Consider the following 14,564-nt stretch of genomic DNA (forward strand, 5'->3'; position numbering starts at 1 on the left):
GCCCGCACACCGAACCGACCGGCCTGAACGGTACCCCGCATAGTTGTATTAGTGTTCCCGCAGATCTAATTTAGGTAGTACGAAACTTTGCGGAAAGGCGTGAGCAGTGCAGCGGGACTCGATGAGGGGAGCTTCGCGGCGGGGTTTTCTGGCGGGCGGCAGCGCGCTACTCGGCCTCGGCGGCGCGGCGGTGGCGGCGCGGGCGGGCCTGTCGGAGGCACAGCCGCGCACGGAACAGACCGGCGGCGGACACGGCATGCACGGCGCGGTCGCCCACGGCGGCGGCGCCAGCGGGCCGACGTTCCGCATCGGCTCGACGGTCGACCACGACGCCAACGGATTCAACCCCACCGACATCCTGCGCGACTTCGACTACGGCACCGTCTCGAAAACCCGTGACGGGCGCACTCTGCGGGAGTGGGAGATCGCCTCCAGCGACAAGGAACTCGAGGTCGCGCCGGGCGTGAAGTTCCCGGCCTGGGTGTTCGACGGGCGCATCCCCGGTCCCACTCTGCGCTGCACCGAAGGCGACCTGCTGCGCGTCACCTTCACCAACGGCTCCCAGCACCCGCACACCATGCATTTCCACGGGATCCACCCCGCGGCGATGGACGGCACCCCGGGTCTCGGCGCCGGGCTCATCGAACCCGGGCAGACCACCGTCTACGAATTCGACGCGACTCCCTTCGGGCTGCACCTCTACCACTGCCACGTCGGGCCGCTCGCCGAGCACATCGCGCGCGGCATGTACGGGACGTTCATCGTCGACCCGCCGCAGCCGCGGCCCGCGGCCGACGAACTGGTCATGGTGCAGCACGGCTACAACACCACCTTCGACGCCGAAGGCAATCAGCTCTACGCCGTCAACGGCATCCCGTTCCACTACATGCACGAACCGGTGCGGGTGAAACGCAACGAGCTGGTGCGCATCTACCTGGTCAACGTGCTCGAGTACGACCCGATCAACAGCTTCCACGTGCACGGCAACTTCTTCGACTACTACCCCACCGGAACTCGCCTGCAGCCAACGGAATACACCGACACCATCGTCCAGGGCCAAGGCCAGCGCGGCATCTGCGAACTGCGGTTCCCGTATCCGGGCAAGTACATGTTCCACGCGCACAAGTCCGAGTTCGCCGAACTGGGGTGGATGGGATTCTTCGAGGTGACCGAATGAGCGAACGCAGTGAGCGAATCATGTGCCGGCGCGCCTCACGCATGCCGGAGCCGAGCGTCAGCGAGGCGCAGGCATGAGTGAGCGAACCGAGATCGAGATCGAGACCGAGCGCGAGCCGGTCACCGCACCCGAGATCGAGGCCGAGGCGAAGCGGGAACCGGCGAGCGGGTGGCGCGGCTGGGCGTCGACCGTCGCGGTGGTGCTGTTGCTCGGGTTGGCGTTGGCGGCGCTGGCCGTCGTCGGCGGGCGTTCGCTGCCCGAGCGGATCGGCCCGCCCGTCGAAGAGATCGCGGTCGAACAAGTTCGAATGTCGCCGGGCCGTATCGATCTCACCGTCCGCAATGCCGGACCCGATCCGGTGCAGGTGGCGCAGGTGTTCGTCAACGACGCCTTCGTCGACGTGCGCGGCGGCGAGGAACCGATCGGGCCGCGTCGCAGCACCGTGCTCACCCTGGACTACCCGTGGCAGGAGGGCCAGCCGTATCTGGTGTCCATGCTGACCTCCACCGGGCTGGTCGTCGAACACGAGATCGGCGCGGCCGTCGAAACGCCCACCGGCGGTCGCGACCTGTTCGCGGTGATGGCGCTGCTCGGCACCTACGTGGGCATCGTCCCCGTCGTGCTCGGCATGCTGCTGCTTCCGGTGCTGCGGCGAATCGGCAAGGGCGGCATCCGTTTCCTGCTCGCGGTGACCGTCGGACTGCTGATATTCCTTGCCGTCGACGCGGTCTTCGAAGGGTTCGAACTCGGTGACCGGTCGGCTGGCGCGTTCGGCGGGATCAGCCTGCTCGCGCTCGGGGCGATCCTCGCCTTCCTCGCGCTCACCTTCGTCGACCGCTGGCTGCACCACCGCACCGACGGCGCGGGCGGACGCGGCGGCGGACGGCTGGCGCTGATGATCGCCATCGGCATCGGCCTGCACAACCTCGGTGAGGGGCTGGCCATCGGATCCGCCTACGCGCTGGGCGAACTCGCGCTCGGCGCGGCGCTGGTGATCGGCTTCGCGCTGCACAACACCACCGAAGGGCTGGCGATCGTGAGCCCGCTGCTCGCGGCGCAGCGCCCCGGCGTGCCGCGACTGCTCGGGCTCGGGCTCATCGCGGGCGCGCCCGCGATCCTCGGTGCGGTGCTCGGGGCGGGCGTCAACAATGCCGAACTGTCGCTGCTGTTGCTCGGTTTGGGCATCGGTGCGATCGCGCAGGTCGTCGTGCAGATCGCGCCCGCGTTGCGCACCACCGACGATCGAGCGACCGGAACCGTGGCCGCGATGGACGCCACCGCCATCCTGGGCGTCGCTGTCGGCGTAGCGGCGATGTACGCGACCGGCCTCTTGGTGCTGGCCTGACCTGAATTGTGGCTGGACCACAGGTTTCGCACGCCTCACATAGACAGCGTCTGTGTGAGGCGTGCGTGCGGTGGGTGGGATCGCGGCAGTTCGTTGTCGCGGTTGGTGGGTGAAAGTGTTCTGCCGGTTCAGAGTGTGAAGGTGAGGCGGGCTGGGCTGAGGTAGTCGGTGGGGTCGTGCATCGTGCGCAGTTCCGGGCGTCGCCCGGGGGCCAGGCGCGCGAGTTCGGTACGTAGCGGTGCGTCGTAGGTGGCGGCGCTCGCCGTCAGGCCGGGCAACCAGTTGTCGTGGTGGGCCGGGACGAAGAGCGAGGAGCCCAGTGCCTCGATGTACTTACGCGGGTCGCGCAGTCCGTTGGTGATCTGGTTGTAGCCCTGCACCGCGCCGATGTGCACGTCGGTGCTCGGCAATCCCGCCAGCACGTCGAAGACGTCGGGCGCCTTCTCCGTCAGCGGGCCCGCCGAATCGTGCCAGGTCAGCGTGAAACCGGGCACGCGGAATTGGTACAGCAGGACACCGCCCTCCGGATCGAGCAGGCGCGGCAGCGTCTGGCGCAGATCGGTGAGCGTCGGACGATGGCGCCGGATCGGGCCCAGTTCGGGACGCGGGAAGAACCGCCGCGCCTCGTCGGCCGGGTCCTCCGGGGTGCGCGCCGAGTGCAGGTGCCGCACCGCGGTGATCTCGACCCCGGCCACGGTGACCTCGTGGCGCTGCCCGATGGGGGTGTGCGCGTCGCCGAGCGCCGCCGTCGGGAACGTCGCCTCGGGGACTTGGCCACGGATGGCGGCGCAGTGTTCGGCCGTGCCGTAGACGGTCGCGCCGCTCGCCTCGGCGATCGCGCCCGCGTCACCGGCGTGATCGAAATGGCCGTGGCCGATGAAGATCGCGGCGGGACGCAGGTCCGCCAACTCCTGCGGGGTCGCGGGCACGTAACCGGAGCTGGTCACCCGCGGCACCCACGCGTCGAGCAGGAACACCGAACCGCCTAGCGCGAGCGCGTACGTCGTGCACCCGACCCACGACAGCACCGCCCGATCGGCCTGCACCGCACCGGTCTCGGGATCCGCCGCGTCGCCGAAGAATCGCCGTCGCGCCGCCACCGTCCGCGCGTCCCCCGGCTCACCCACCGGGTCCAGCCGCAGCGGCCCGCCCAGTGCGCCACGGAGACCGGCGATCAGAGAACCAGGATGCAGATTGCACATTCGTGAACCAGATCACGGAACGCGACGTTCGGCAAGCCTTCGGAACCGGTCGCCCGCGGGCGAGTCCCCGTCGGCACAACCCGTCGCCTCGACGGAAAGCTTCGCGCCGAGAATGCGGTGGGTGACGACGCGGTTGCGTGTCCGTCGTTGTGCCGCAGACCCTCACCCGTCAGCGTGGTTCGCCCGGCGGTCGCTCCGAGCACGAACCCGCGCGCGAGCTGATCCGCGGCCCGCGTCGACACAATCGACGACCGGCCCAGACCGGCTCCCGTGCCCGGTTCGCGGGCTCTCATGGCCTCGGACGGGGCAGCGTGCGGGTCGAACCCCTAGAGCTCGACGCCGAGCAGCGCGTCGAGGGCCGTCGCGATCGAACCGGGCGCTGCGGCGTCGGGGCCGCCGTAATCGAGCGCCTGGGCGACCCAGTTGTCCACGGCGGCAAGGGCTTTCGGGGTGTCGAGATCGTCGGCCAGGTGTTGGCGCAGGCGGGCGACGGTGTCCTCGGCGGCGGGGCCGGAGGCCAGGGTGGTGGCGCTGCGCCACCGGTCCAGACGCGCCACGGCCTCGGTCAGGACCTGGTCGGTCCACATGCGGTCCTGGCGGTAGTGCCCGGCGAGCAGGCCGAGGCGGATGGCGGCCGGGTCGACGCCGGACTCGCGCAGCTTCGAGACGAGCACCAGGTTGCCCCTGGACTTCGACATCTTCTCGCCGTCGAGGCCGATCAGACCGGCGTGCACGTAGTGGCGGGCGAAGCGGCGGCCCGCGACGAGGGATTCGGCGTGCGCGGCGGAGTACTCGTGGTGCGGGTAGATCAGATCACTGCCGCCGCCCTGGATGTCGAACTCCGGGCCGAGGCGGTTGAGCGCGATCGCCGAACACTCGATGTGCCAGCCGGGACGACCCGCACCGAACGGAGCGGGCCAGGACGGCTCGCCGGGGCGGGCGGCGCGCCACAGCAGCGCGTCGATGGTGTCGCGCTTGCCAGGGCGGTCCGGGTCGCCGCCGCGCTCGGCGAAGAACCGTTCCATGGTCGCGCGGTCGTAGCCGGATTCGTACCCGAACTGATCGTTGGCGTCGGCGCGGAAGTAGATGTCGGGGTACTCCGCGTCGTCGACGACGTAGGCCGCGCCCGAGGCGAGCAGTTTCTGCACGAACTCGATCACTTCGTCCACCGACTCGATGGCGCCCACGTATTCGCGCGGCGGCACGATGCGCAGCGCCCGCATGTCCGAACGGAACAGATCGATCTCACGGGTGCCCAGGTCACGCCAGTCGATGCCGTCGCGGGCGGCACGCTCGAACAGCGGATCGTCGACGTCGGTGACGTTCTGCACGTAATGCACGTCGTGGCCCGCGTCGCGCCACAGCCGGTTGACCAGGTCGAAGGTCAGGTAGGTCGCGGCGTGCCCGAGGTGGGTGGCGTCGTAGGGGGTGATCCCGCAGACGTACATGGTGGCGGTGGCGCCCGGGGTGACCGGCCGCACCCGTGCGTCGGCGGTGTCGTACAACCGCAACGGTGGCCCTGCTCCGGGGATGGTTGGTAGGGCGATATCGGACCAGGACTGCATGGTTCGAGGGTAAAGGTGTGGCCGAGCTCATCACCGCTCGACCCGGCTCCCCGGGCCACCGCGGTACCCGCGCACCCCTGTCGGGACCAGCCAAAACGAGACGGCTACCAGAAGTCAATGGTTTTGCTCACGTGGACGGGAACATCCGATGAATCCGGGAGTCCACGGTTCGCCCAGCAAACTACCCCGGGTCGCGGAAGCCATCCAAACCGGAGCGTGGCGCCCGGTCGCCGCTCGGCGGCGTGGCAATCTACAGCGAAGCGCCGCGCCGCCTGTCCACCCTGGTCGCGGCGGTGCCGAACACGAACGGATGCGGTTCGCACTCGGCCAGGAAATCGCCGGGAAATCCGCGCTCGAACGGTGCGGCGGCCTCCAGACAGCGCACCGCGTCCTCCGGCAGCGTCAGCTCGGCGGCGGCCAGGTTCTCGGTGAGTTGTCCGACACTGCTCACCCCGACCAGTGGCAGCACCGCGGGCGACTTGTGCTTGGTCCAGGCCAACGCCACCTGTGCGGGCCGGGCGCCGAGCTCGGCGGCCACCTCGGCCACCGCCTCGGCGGCCGCACGCTCGCGCGCGGTGAGCGCGGCCGGATCGACCCGTCTGCCGGTCGCGCCGGACAGCTTTCCCGCGGCGAGCGGCGCCCACGCGGTGACGCTCATCCCGAACGCTTCGGCCATCGGCAACAGTTCGCGTTCGACGTCGCGGTGCAACAGGTTGTACGGCACCTGGAGCCCGGCGAACGGCGTCCGATCCCGCCACTGCGCCAGGGTGTTGGCGCGCGCGACGATCCACGCGGGCGCGTCGGAGATCCCCAGGTACAGCACCTTGCCTGCCGACACCGCGTCGTCGAGAGCGCGCACGGTCTCCTCCAAGGGAGTGTGTCGATCCCAGACGTGCACCCAGAGGATGTCGACATAGTCGGTGCGCAACCGGCGCAGGCTGCGCTCCAGCGAGAGCGTCAAGTTCTTGCGGTGGTTGCCCGCGGCGTTCACATCGTCGGGATCGCGGCTGAGGGTGTACTTGGTGCCGAGAACGAAACGGTCGCGCCGGGCGCCGAGGATCTCGCCGAGAATGTCCTCGCCGTCGCCGTAGGCGGACGCCGTGTCGAGCACATTGCCGCCCGCGTCGGCATAGGCGTCGACGATCTCGCGCGCTCGCGAAGGATCATCGAATCCCATTGTGCCGAGAACGATTTCGGATACGCGGAGGCCAGTGGTGCCGAACGGTCGGTAGCGCAGCATGGATCGAGTCTCGCGGAGGGGACGCGCCATAGGGAGGCCCTGAGAGGGTCACCCTCTGACCGGACGAACTTGTCGGCGCCGACCGCTACCTTGGGTCGAGTGACGGTACTCGGCGCGATCGCGCTGCCCCAGATCCCGCCCGAACGGCTGCCCGAGGTCGCGGCGGCGGCCGAACAGAGCGAGCTGGCCGAATTGTGGCTGTGGGAGGACTGTTTCTGGGCCGCGGGCAGCGCGTGCGCGGCCACGGTGCTCGCCCACACCGAACGTCTGCGTGTCGGAATCGGCGTGCTGCCAGCGCCGCTGCGCAACGTCGCGTTGACCGCGATGGAGGTCGCGGCGCTGCTGCGGATGCACCCCGGACGGGTCATCCCCGGCCTCGGACACGGTGTGCAGGACTGGATGGGGCAGGTCGGCGCGCGCGTCGACTCCCCGCTGGGTCTGCTGCGCGAACAACTCACGGCGCTGCGCGCACTGCTGCACGGCGCAACGGTCGACATGTCCGGCAGATACGTCCATCTGGATCGGGTCGCCCTCGACTGGCCGCCCGGCACACCGCCGCCCCTCGTCGCGGGTGCGAGCGGACCCAAGACCCTGCGGCTGTCCGGCGAACTGGCCGACGGCACCGTCCTCACCAGCGCGACGACCCCGGACGGTATTCGCGCCGCCCGCCGACTCGTCGACGAAGGCCGCGCGAAAGCCGGGCGCACCGAACCGCACGACATCATCGTCTACCTGCTCAGCGCCAGCGGGCCGAACGCGACCGAACGCCTCGCCGCCGCCCGCCGACGCACAGGTCTGCCCGACACCGTCGGCGTCGCGGGCGATGCCCACGCCATCGCCGACGCGGTCCACCGTTGGTCGGCGGCGGGGGCCGACACCGTCGTCCTCGAACCCCTCCCCGACGAGCCGGATCCCCTCGCCTTCGTCCGCTTCGCAGGCGAACAGGTGCGCCCCCTGGTCGAATGATGGCGACATCGGGTGATCGGCGCGAACCTGAGCCCGGCGTACAGGGTCCCTAGTTGATCGGCCGCAAACCCGCACTCACCGCATCCCGGCACCGAGTGCACTTCCCGCCCTTCGGTTTCCCACCGCCGGGAACGAACAGTGGGCTCAGAACGCAGGCCACGGGATAGGCCGCGACGTTCGCGGCAGCGGCATCACCGGCTGGTCCAGCAGTTCCTTCGTGCGGCCCGCGAGCGCGTCGATTTCCGCGTCGGTGATGTGCGCGGCCAGCGCGTCGGCGAGTTCGCCGGGCAGCGCGGCGGCGAAGGCGGCGATGTCGGCGACCACATCCTCGCCGATCGGTCTGCCCGCCCAACCCCACAGCACGGTGCGCAACTTGTGTTCACTGTGCAGGCAGATGCCGTGGTCGACGCCGTACACCTGACCGTCGACGCCTTCCAACGCGTGCCCGCCCTTGCGATCGGCGTTGTTGAGCAGCACGTCCAGCACCGCCATGCGCCGCAGGCGCGGGTCGTCGGCGTGGATCAGGGAGACCTCGTTGCCCGCACCGTCCAGCGCGCGCAGCACCTCGCAGAAGCCCTCGGGGACCGCGCCGGGCGGGCAGAGGTCGACCAGATCGAGCCGGTTGCCCCGGTCGGTGTGATTGTCGACCGACTCCACCCAGCGCTGCACCATGCCGGGACCGTACGGGCCGTCACGCAGAATCGTCTCGGGAATCACGCCCCAGCCGAGCGCATCGGAGATCAGATACGACGCCACCTCGCGCCCGGCGAGGGTGCCGTCCGGGAAATCCCACAGCGGCCGCTCCCCGCGCACCGGCTTGTACACCACACGCAGTGGATCCCCGTCGACATCCTGGTCCACATCGCAGACGAGCGTCACGTTGCTCGCGGTGCTCACCCGCCCGATCACGCTCAGCTCACCGGTGGAGAACCCCTCGTCGACCCGCGCCACGCATCACTCCTCTAGCTCGGCCGCGCCGAAGATGTCTCCGCGCTTGTAGCCGTTCGTCCGCACGCACATGTGCCCGCGCGACGAAAGCGGTTCCCCGCACAGCGGACACGGCGGACGGCCCGCCGCGATCACCCGCGCCGAACGCAGCGCGAACTCGCGAGCCTGGATCGGAGTGAGGAACACCCGGACCGCGTCGGGGCCTTCCTCGGTGTCGTCCAGCACCACCGACTCGTCCACCTCGGTCTCGGTGATCGCCAGCAGCTCCACCACGACGGCGCCCGCGTCGGCGTCCCAGCCCAGACCCATGGTGCCGACCCGGAATTCGGCGTCGATCGGCGTCACCAGCGGATCGGTGTCGGTCACGTCGTCGGCCTGCGGCGGCACCTGCGCGCCGAAGCGGCGCGCCACCTCGTCCAGCAGCAGTCCCATGCGGTCGGCGAGCACCTTCACCTGCTGCTTCTCCAGCAGCACGCTCACCACGCGCGGCTGCTGCACCGCCTGCAGATAGAAGGCGCGATCGCCCGGCTCACCGACGGTCCCGGCGACGAAACGATCGGGGGTGCGAAATACATGGATTGCTCGTGCCATCTGCACCTCCTGATGCGTGACCCTGATCGACTCTCCGCGGCGCCCGGACTCCCGAAACACCGACTACTCGTTTACAAGGAATCTCAGCGCTCCGCATTCCCATTATCCGCACTTGGGGTACCACCTAGCTCGCCGCCGGGAACGGGGCCGGACGTATCGGATCGATTCGCCTCCACGTCGTTCGCTTGCGGTCGGGGTCTGATCGCCTCCAGCGCGCTCAGATCCGAACCGGTGTCGTTGAGCCGCCACACGTAGGGAGCGTGCGGGGTGTAGCGGACGACGCTGATCGACGCCGGTTCCACCACGATGCGCTGAAATCCGTCCAGGTGCAGGCCCAGTGCGTCGGCGAGCACGGATTTGATCACGTCACCGTGCGTGCACGCGACCCATAGCACGTCGTGGCCCTGCCGCTCGGCGAAGACGCGATCGTGTTCGCGGATCGCGGCCACCGCGCGGGCCTGCACCTGGGCGAGACCTTCGCCGCCGGGGAACACCGCGCCCGAGGCGTGCCGCTGTACGACCTTCCACAACGGTTCGGTGAGCAGGTCGGCGATCGGCTTGCCGGTCCACTCGCCGTAGTCGACCTCGATGAGCCGGTCGTCGTACTCCGGTTCCAGCCCGAGCTTGTCGGCCAGCGGACCGACCGTGCGCTGGCAGCGCAGCAGCGGCGAGTGCACGATGTGCTGGATCGGGAGTGCGCCGAGTCGTTCGGCGACCGCGCGCGCCTGATCGGCGCCGTGCTCGGTGAGATCGACTCCGGCGCTGCGGCCGGCGAGTGTGCGGGCGGTGTTCGAGGTCGACACGCCGTGTCGCAACAGGATCACCGTCATGCGGCCAGCTTAGTGGGCGCTGCCGGGCGAAGTCCGCCCACAGACCTGCGCACGGCCGGAGCGAAAGTGGTATGTCCAGTGGGCGCTGCCGGAGCGAAGCGGCTCATGTCGCCTGCACCACCCCGCCCGCGAGCAGACCCATGATCACCAAGCCGAGCACGATGCGGTAGCCGACGAACCAGTTGAACGAGTGCTTCGACACGAACTTCAGCAGCCACGCCACCGAGGCGTAGCCGACGACGAAGGACACGAGCGTGGCGACCAGCAGCTGCGGGCCGGACGCGTTGAGTCCCTCACCGGCGGGCGCGAACGCGTCGGGCAGGCTGAACAGGCCGGATGCGGTCACCGCTGGGATGGCAAGCAGGAACGAGAAGCGCACCGCGGCCTCGCGTTCCAATCCGAGGAACAGGCCCGCCGAGGAGGTGGCGCCGGAGCGCGACACGCCGGGGATCAGCGCCAGGCACTGGGCGAAACCCATCACCAGCCCGTCTCGGTTGGTCAGCTGCTCGATCGGTCGCCGCTTGGTGCCGTAGTACTCGGCGGCGGCGATCACCAGCGCGAAGGCGATCAGCATGAACGAGACCAGCCACAGGTTGCGCGCGCCGGTGCGGATCTGGTCCTTCAGCACGAAGCCGATGACGCCGATCGGGATGGTGGCGATGATCACATACCAGCCGATGCGGTAGTCGAGATCGCGCTGCCGGTCCTCGTCCAGTCCGTACGGAACGCCGCCTGCGGTGACGATGGGCAGTTTCGTGGTGACTTGGTCGGTGATCGGCACCATCTCCCTGGACCTGGCGCTGACCTTCTCGGTCAAGGTGGTGAACCAGGCGACGACGATGCGCCAGATGTCCTTGGCGAAATACACCAGCACAGCCGCCTCGGTGCCCAGCTGGGTGACCGCGGTGAACGAGGCGCCCGCGTCGTCGCCGAAGAACACGGAGGACACGATCCGCAGGTGCGCCGAGGAGGAAACCGGTAGGAATTCCGTCAGACCTTGCACCAGTCCGAGTACCAGTGCCTGCAACCAGGTCATCGACTCGCCCACGCAACCTCCTCTTCCACTGCCCGAAAAATCCATTCCGACTGGGCAATTGGTCCAGCGACGACCCCGCTCGCCGGAAAAAAGCGGCGCCGCAATACGGCAGCGACAGTACATGTCGCCCGGTGAACGCGTGATTCCGGCCGCTGCCGTGCCCTCCGCTACGGCGGTGCGCGCCGTTGATGACGGCTTCCGGCGGGCTCAACCTTTAGGCTTGGCGCCGTGATGAATGCGCGGATCCGGTGATGGAACAGCGGACGGTGGGACGCAGCGGCCTACGGGTGTCCCGGATAGGGCTGGCGACACACACCTGGGGCGCGCAGACGGACGTCGACGACGCCGCGGTGCAGTTGGTGGCGTTCACGGAGGCGGGCGGCACGCTGGTCGACACCTCCCCCGCCTACGCGGGCGGCGCGGCGCAGCGAATCCTCGCCGATCTACTCGGCGACCTGGTGTCGCGCGACGACCTGGTGCTGAGCGGCTGCGCCGGTGTGCTGCCCCGCACCGAACCGGCACAGACCACCGTTCCCGGTCCCGCGCCACGCGCCGAGATCGACGCGTCCCGCCGTGGACTGCTGCGCCAGCTGGACCGGACGCTGCTCGAACTGGGCACCGACTACCTCGATATCTGGCATGTCGCGGCCTGGGATCCGCACACTCCGCTCGACGAGATCGCGGGCACCCTCGACCACGCGGTGCGTTCCGGGAAGGTCCGCTACGCGGGCGTGCGCGGCTTCAATCCGTGGCAGCTGGCCAGCCTCGCCGCCATCGCGCCGATCTCCGTCGCCCATACGCCGTATTCGTTGCTCGCGCGCAGCGCCGAAAGCGAATTCGTGCCCGCCGCACGGCATCACGGCGTCGGTGTGATCGCCTCGGCGCCGCTGGCGGGCGGCATCCTGACCGGCAAGTACCGCGACGGCGTGCCCGCGGACTCGCGCGGAGCCGACGAGGCGACCGCGGCCGAGATCCGCCACCGCCTCGACGAGCGCGCCACCCGGGTGGTCGACGCGCTGGTCACCGCCGCCGACGGGCTCGGCACCTCGCCGCTCGCGGTCGCGCTGGCGTGGATCCGGGACCGGCCCGGCATCGCCAGCATGATCGTCGGCGCCCGCGACATCGGGCAGCTGACCGGCGTGCTGGCGGCCGAGACCCTGGAATTGCCGCGCGCGATCGCGGCCGCGCTGGACGACGTCAGCGCGCGCGCCGAATGAGGCGGACCCGTACCTCCACCGTCGCTGCGGCCGTGCGCGGGTTCGCGGGCGGACTCGGTTCGACGGCGCATATTAGGCTTGCCTACATGACGTTCCTCGACCGTGTCCGTCCCGGGGTGGTTCGCTACCTTCTCGTCGCCCTCGCCCTGACGCTGTTCGCCGGAACCGCGGCATGCGGCAGCGACAGCGGCGCGGCGGGTTCCGGACAGCGTGGGCCGAGCACCGCGACGATCGCGAACCAGGAGCCGGTGCCGATCGGCCCGGCCCCGACCCCGGCGCTGCCCGCGACGGTGCGTTCCTTCGACGGCACCGAGGTCACCGTCACCTCGGCCGGCCGCATCATCGCCGCCGACCGTCACGGCACCCTCGTCCAGACCGTCTGGGCGCTCGGTCTCGGCGCCAATCTCGTGGGACGCAGCACGTCGGGGGTGTTCCCCGCGATCGAGAACCTGCCGATCGTGATCGGCGGCAGCGGCTCGCTGAACGTGGAATCCGTTCTGGCACTGCGCCCCACGGTGTTCCTGACCGACACCACCAGCGCGACGCCCGCGGTGCGGGAGCAGCTTCGCGCGGCCGGGGTGACGGTCGTCTACTTCGACCCGCAGCGAACCATGGACGGTGTGGTGCCGCAGATCGAGGCCGTCGCCGCCGCGCTCGGCGTCCCGGACCGCGGTCGCACTCTCGCCGACCGCACCCGTGACGAGATCGCCGCCGCCTCGGCCGGGGTTCCCGCCAAGGACAAGCCGTTGCGCATCGCGTTCCTCTATCTGCGCAGCACCGCCATCACGATGATCGCCGGGCCCGGCTCCGGCGCCGACGAGCTGATCACCGCCATCGGCGGCGAGGATGCGGGCACCGCGGCCGGATTGACCGAGCCGTTCACCGCCATCACCAGCGAGGCGATGATCAGCTCCGCTCCCGATGTGCTGCTCGTCATGACCGACGGCCTGAGCTCGGTCGGCGGCGTGGACGGGCTGCTGAAGGTGCCCGGCATCGCGCAGACACCGGCCGGGAAGAACCGCCGCGTGGTCGACATGGCCGATGGGGTGGTGCTCAGCTTCGGCCCGAACACCGGGCGCGTGGTCGCCGCGCTCGACGAGGCCGTGTACGGCCGTGCGCAGGCATGAGCGAACGGAGTGAGCGAATCGTGTGCCAGCGCGCTTCGCGCGTGCCGGAGCTGAACGCCGGCGAGGTGCAGACGTGAGCGAACGAAGTGAGCTGATCATGTGCCAGCGCGCTTCGCGCATGCCGGGGCCGAGCGCCAGCGGAGCGAAGGCATGAGTGATACGGCGGGCACGTCGTCCGTATCGTCGGCCAACGGCACCGGGCCCGTGCGGGAGAACGGCACGCTCGAATCGCAGCCAGGAGCGCGGCCGCCTGCCGCGCCGGTTCCCGCCGGCACCCGTTCGGTCTCGCGGATCACCGTCGCGTTCGCGGTGGCGATCGCCGCGTTGGTGGTGCTGGCCTTGGCGTCGGCCGCGATCGGTCAGGTGCCGACTTCGCCCGCAGAGGTCGCGGGCAGCGTCTTTCACCGGATCGGTCTGGACTGGGGGCCTATGCCCGCTCATCCGGCCGGTGACGTGACGCTGTGGGAGGTGCGTTTCCCCCGGGTGGTGCTGGCGATGCTGGTGGGCGCTGCGCTGGCGACAGCGGGTGCGTTGTTGCAGGGTGTGTTCGCCAACCCGCTGGCCGAGCCCGGCGTGATCGGCGTTTCGGCGGGCGCGGCGGTCGGCGCGGGCACCGTGATCGTGGTGGGCGGCGCGTTCGTCGCGGCATGGTCGGTCGCCGCCGCGGCGTTCGTCGCCGGACTGTTCACCACGCTGCTGGTGTATCTGCTCGCGCGTTCCAATGGCCGCACCGAAGTGGTGACCTTGGTGCTCACCGGGGTGGCGATCAACGCCTTCGCGGGCGGTCTGATCGCGTTCCTGTTGTTCGTCGCCTCCCCCGCGGCCCGCGATCAGATCGTGTTCTGGCAGCTGGGCAGCCTCAACGGCGCACGCTGGGAGTCGGTGGCGGTGGTCGCGCCGCTCGCCGCGCTGGGCGTGCTCGCGGCGATCGTCGTGGCGCCTCGTCTGGATCTGCTTGCCCTCGGTGAATCGGCCGCCCGTCACCTCGGCGTCGACGTGGAACGGCTGCGTCGCAATGTCATCGTCATCGTGGCGGTGCTCGCCACCGCGGGCGTCGCGTTCACCGGCATCATCCTGTTCGTCGGCCTGATCGTCCCGCATCTGGTGCGGATGATCGTCGGTCCCGGCCACCGCGTGCTGATCCCGCTCAGCGCCATCGTCGGCGCGGTGGTCCTGCTGGCCGCCGACGTCGCCGCCCGGTCCCTCGTCGACAACGCCGATCTCCCCCTCGGCATGCTCACCTCGCTCATCGGCGGTCCCTTCTTCTTCTGGTTGCTGCGCCGCACCCGCGCCCGCGCTGGAGGGTGGGGATGAGCGCGG

The 14,564-nt window shown here is 70.0% G+C and carries 13 protein-coding genes and 1 pseudogene; 6 read left to right on the forward strand and 8 right to left on the reverse strand.

The annotated features are described in order from the left end of the window. Positions 1 to 121: 121 nt before the first annotated feature. Complete coding sequence (locus AC3ERS_RS10155; RefSeq protein WP_431965883.1) at positions 122 to 1,177, forward strand: multicopper oxidase domain-containing protein; 1,056 nt, start codon at positions 122 to 124, stop codon at positions 1,175 to 1,177. A 73-nt stretch (positions 1,178 to 1,250) separates the two neighbouring features. Beyond that, positions 1,251 to 2,522 carry a ZIP family metal transporter gene (locus tag AC3ERS_RS10160; RefSeq protein WP_431965885.1) on the forward strand — a complete coding sequence of 424 codons (1,272 nt, stop codon included), beginning with the start codon at positions 1,251 to 1,253 and terminating at the stop codon, positions 2,520 to 2,522. A 128-nt stretch (positions 2,523 to 2,650) separates the two neighbouring features. Here the strand turns inward: AC3ERS_RS10160 and AC3ERS_RS10165 are convergent, their stop codons facing one another. The 4 genes and pseudogenes from AC3ERS_RS10165 to AC3ERS_RS10180 form a co-directional block, all read right to left on the reverse strand. Further along, positions 2,651 to 3,724 carry an MBL fold metallo-hydrolase gene (locus AC3ERS_RS10165; RefSeq protein ID WP_431965887.1) on the reverse strand — a complete coding sequence of 358 codons (1,074 nt, stop codon included), beginning with the start codon at positions 3,722 to 3,724 and terminating at the stop codon, positions 2,651 to 2,653. Between the two features lie 134 nt (positions 3,725 to 3,858). After that, a pseudogene (locus tag AC3ERS_RS10170) lies at positions 3,859 to 3,954 on the reverse strand (hypothetical protein); the annotation flags it as partial. A 96-nt stretch (positions 3,955 to 4,050) separates the two neighbouring features. Beyond that, complete coding sequence (gene mshC / locus AC3ERS_RS10175; protein WP_431965889.1) at positions 4,051 to 5,289, reverse strand: cysteine--1-D-myo-inosityl 2-amino-2-deoxy-alpha-D-glucopyranoside ligase; 1,239 nt, start codon at positions 5,287 to 5,289, stop codon at positions 4,051 to 4,053. A 250-nt stretch (positions 5,290 to 5,539) separates the two neighbouring features. Continuing rightward, the gene (locus tag AC3ERS_RS10180) at positions 5,540 to 6,559 is read right to left on the reverse strand and encodes an aldo/keto reductase (protein ID WP_431965892.1); all 1,020 of its coding nucleotides are present in this window, start codon (positions 6,557 to 6,559) and stop codon (positions 5,540 to 5,542) included. Positions 6,560 to 6,628: 69 nt separating this feature from the next. Between AC3ERS_RS10180 and AC3ERS_RS10185 the strand changes: the two genes are divergently transcribed. After that, complete coding sequence (locus tag AC3ERS_RS10185; RefSeq protein ID WP_431965894.1) at positions 6,629 to 7,495, forward strand: LLM class flavin-dependent oxidoreductase; 867 nt, start codon at positions 6,629 to 6,631, stop codon at positions 7,493 to 7,495. 144 nt (positions 7,496 to 7,639) lie between these two features. Here AC3ERS_RS10185 and AC3ERS_RS10190 read toward each other — a convergent pair whose 3' ends face one another. The 4 genes from AC3ERS_RS10190 to AC3ERS_RS10205 all read right to left on the reverse strand — a co-directional run bounded on the left by AC3ERS_RS10190 (position 7,640) and on the right by AC3ERS_RS10205 (position 11,023). Beyond that, the gene (locus AC3ERS_RS10190; protein ID WP_431965896.1) at positions 7,640 to 8,446 is read right to left on the reverse strand and encodes an SCO1664 family protein; all 807 of its coding nucleotides are present in this window, start codon (positions 8,444 to 8,446) and stop codon (positions 7,640 to 7,642) included. 3 nt (positions 8,447 to 8,449) lie between these two features. Then, on the reverse strand, positions 8,450 to 9,034 hold the full coding sequence (locus AC3ERS_RS10195; RefSeq protein WP_067783416.1) for a DUF3090 domain-containing protein: 585 nt from the start codon (positions 9,032 to 9,034) through the stop codon (positions 8,450 to 8,452). 83 nt (positions 9,035 to 9,117) lie between these two features. Beyond that, positions 9,118 to 9,864 carry a histidine phosphatase family protein gene (locus AC3ERS_RS10200; RefSeq protein WP_431965899.1) on the reverse strand — a complete coding sequence of 249 codons (747 nt, stop codon included), beginning with the start codon at positions 9,862 to 9,864 and terminating at the stop codon, positions 9,118 to 9,120. 103 nt (positions 9,865 to 9,967) lie between these two features. Further along, a complete protein-coding gene (locus tag AC3ERS_RS10205; RefSeq protein WP_431965901.1) occupies positions 9,968 to 11,023 on the reverse strand; it encodes an undecaprenyl-diphosphate phosphatase in 1,056 nt (351 codons plus the stop codon). Positions 11,024 to 11,151: 128 nt separating this feature from the next. On the opposite strand from AC3ERS_RS10205, the gene AC3ERS_RS10210 reads away from it, so the two are divergent. The 3 genes from AC3ERS_RS10210 (at position 11,152) to AC3ERS_RS10220 (ending at position 14,558) form a co-directional block, all read left to right on the forward strand. Beyond that, a complete protein-coding gene (locus tag AC3ERS_RS10210; RefSeq protein WP_431965903.1) occupies positions 11,152 to 12,117 on the forward strand; it encodes an aldo/keto reductase in 966 nt (321 codons plus the stop codon). A gap of 86 nt (positions 12,118 to 12,203) precedes the next feature. Continuing rightward, positions 12,204 to 13,244: a heme/hemin ABC transporter substrate-binding protein gene (locus AC3ERS_RS10215; RefSeq protein ID WP_431965905.1), complete on the forward strand. Its 1,041-nt coding sequence runs from the start codon at positions 12,204 to 12,206 to the stop codon at positions 13,242 to 13,244. 150 nt (positions 13,245 to 13,394) lie between these two features. Beyond that, positions 13,395 to 14,558, forward strand: coding sequence for a FecCD family ABC transporter permease (locus tag AC3ERS_RS10220; protein WP_431965907.1), 1,164 nt, complete (start codon positions 13,395 to 13,397; stop codon positions 14,556 to 14,558). Positions 14,559 to 14,564: the final 6 nt, after the last annotated feature.

The organism is Nocardia sp. bgisy134, from assembly GCF_057708325.1.

What these genes read in the sequence shown, in the direction of transcription:
- AC3ERS_RS10155 (WP_431965883.1), top strand. Translation starts at nt 122, where the DNA reads ATGAGGGGAGCTTCGCGGCGGGGTTTTCTGGCGGGCGGCAGCGCGCTA.
- AC3ERS_RS10160 (WP_431965885.1), top strand. Translation starts at nt 1,251, where the DNA reads ATGAGTGAGCGAACCGAGATCGAGATCGAGACCGAGCGCGAGCCGGTC.
- AC3ERS_RS10165 (WP_431965887.1), bottom strand. Translation starts at nt 3,724, where the DNA reads ATGTGCAATCTGCATCCTGGTTCTCTGATCGCCGGTCTCCGTGGCGCA.
- mshC (WP_431965889.1), bottom strand. Translation starts at nt 5,289, where the DNA reads ATGCAGTCCTGGTCCGATATCGCCCTACCAACCATCCCCGGAGCAGGG.
- AC3ERS_RS10180 (WP_431965892.1), bottom strand. Translation starts at nt 6,559, where the DNA reads ATGGCGCGTCCCCTCCGCGAGACTCGATCCATGCTGCGCTACCGACCG.
- AC3ERS_RS10195 (WP_067783416.1), bottom strand. Translation starts at nt 9,034, where the DNA reads ATGGCACGAGCAATCCATGTATTTCGCACCCCCGATCGTTTCGTCGCC.
- AC3ERS_RS10200 (WP_431965899.1), bottom strand. Translation starts at nt 9,864, where the DNA reads ATGACGGTGATCCTGTTGCGACACGGCGTGTCGACCTCGAACACCGCC.
- AC3ERS_RS10205 (WP_431965901.1), bottom strand. Translation starts at nt 11,023, where the DNA reads ATGTACTGTCGCTGCCGTATTGCGGCGCCGCTTTTTTCCGGCGAGCGG.
- AC3ERS_RS10210 (WP_431965903.1), top strand. Translation starts at nt 11,152, where the DNA reads ATGGAACAGCGGACGGTGGGACGCAGCGGCCTACGGGTGTCCCGGATA.
- AC3ERS_RS10215 (WP_431965905.1), top strand. Translation starts at nt 12,204, where the DNA reads ATGACGTTCCTCGACCGTGTCCGTCCCGGGGTGGTTCGCTACCTTCTC.
- AC3ERS_RS10220 (WP_431965907.1), top strand. Translation starts at nt 13,395, where the DNA reads ATGAGTGATACGGCGGGCACGTCGTCCGTATCGTCGGCCAACGGCACC.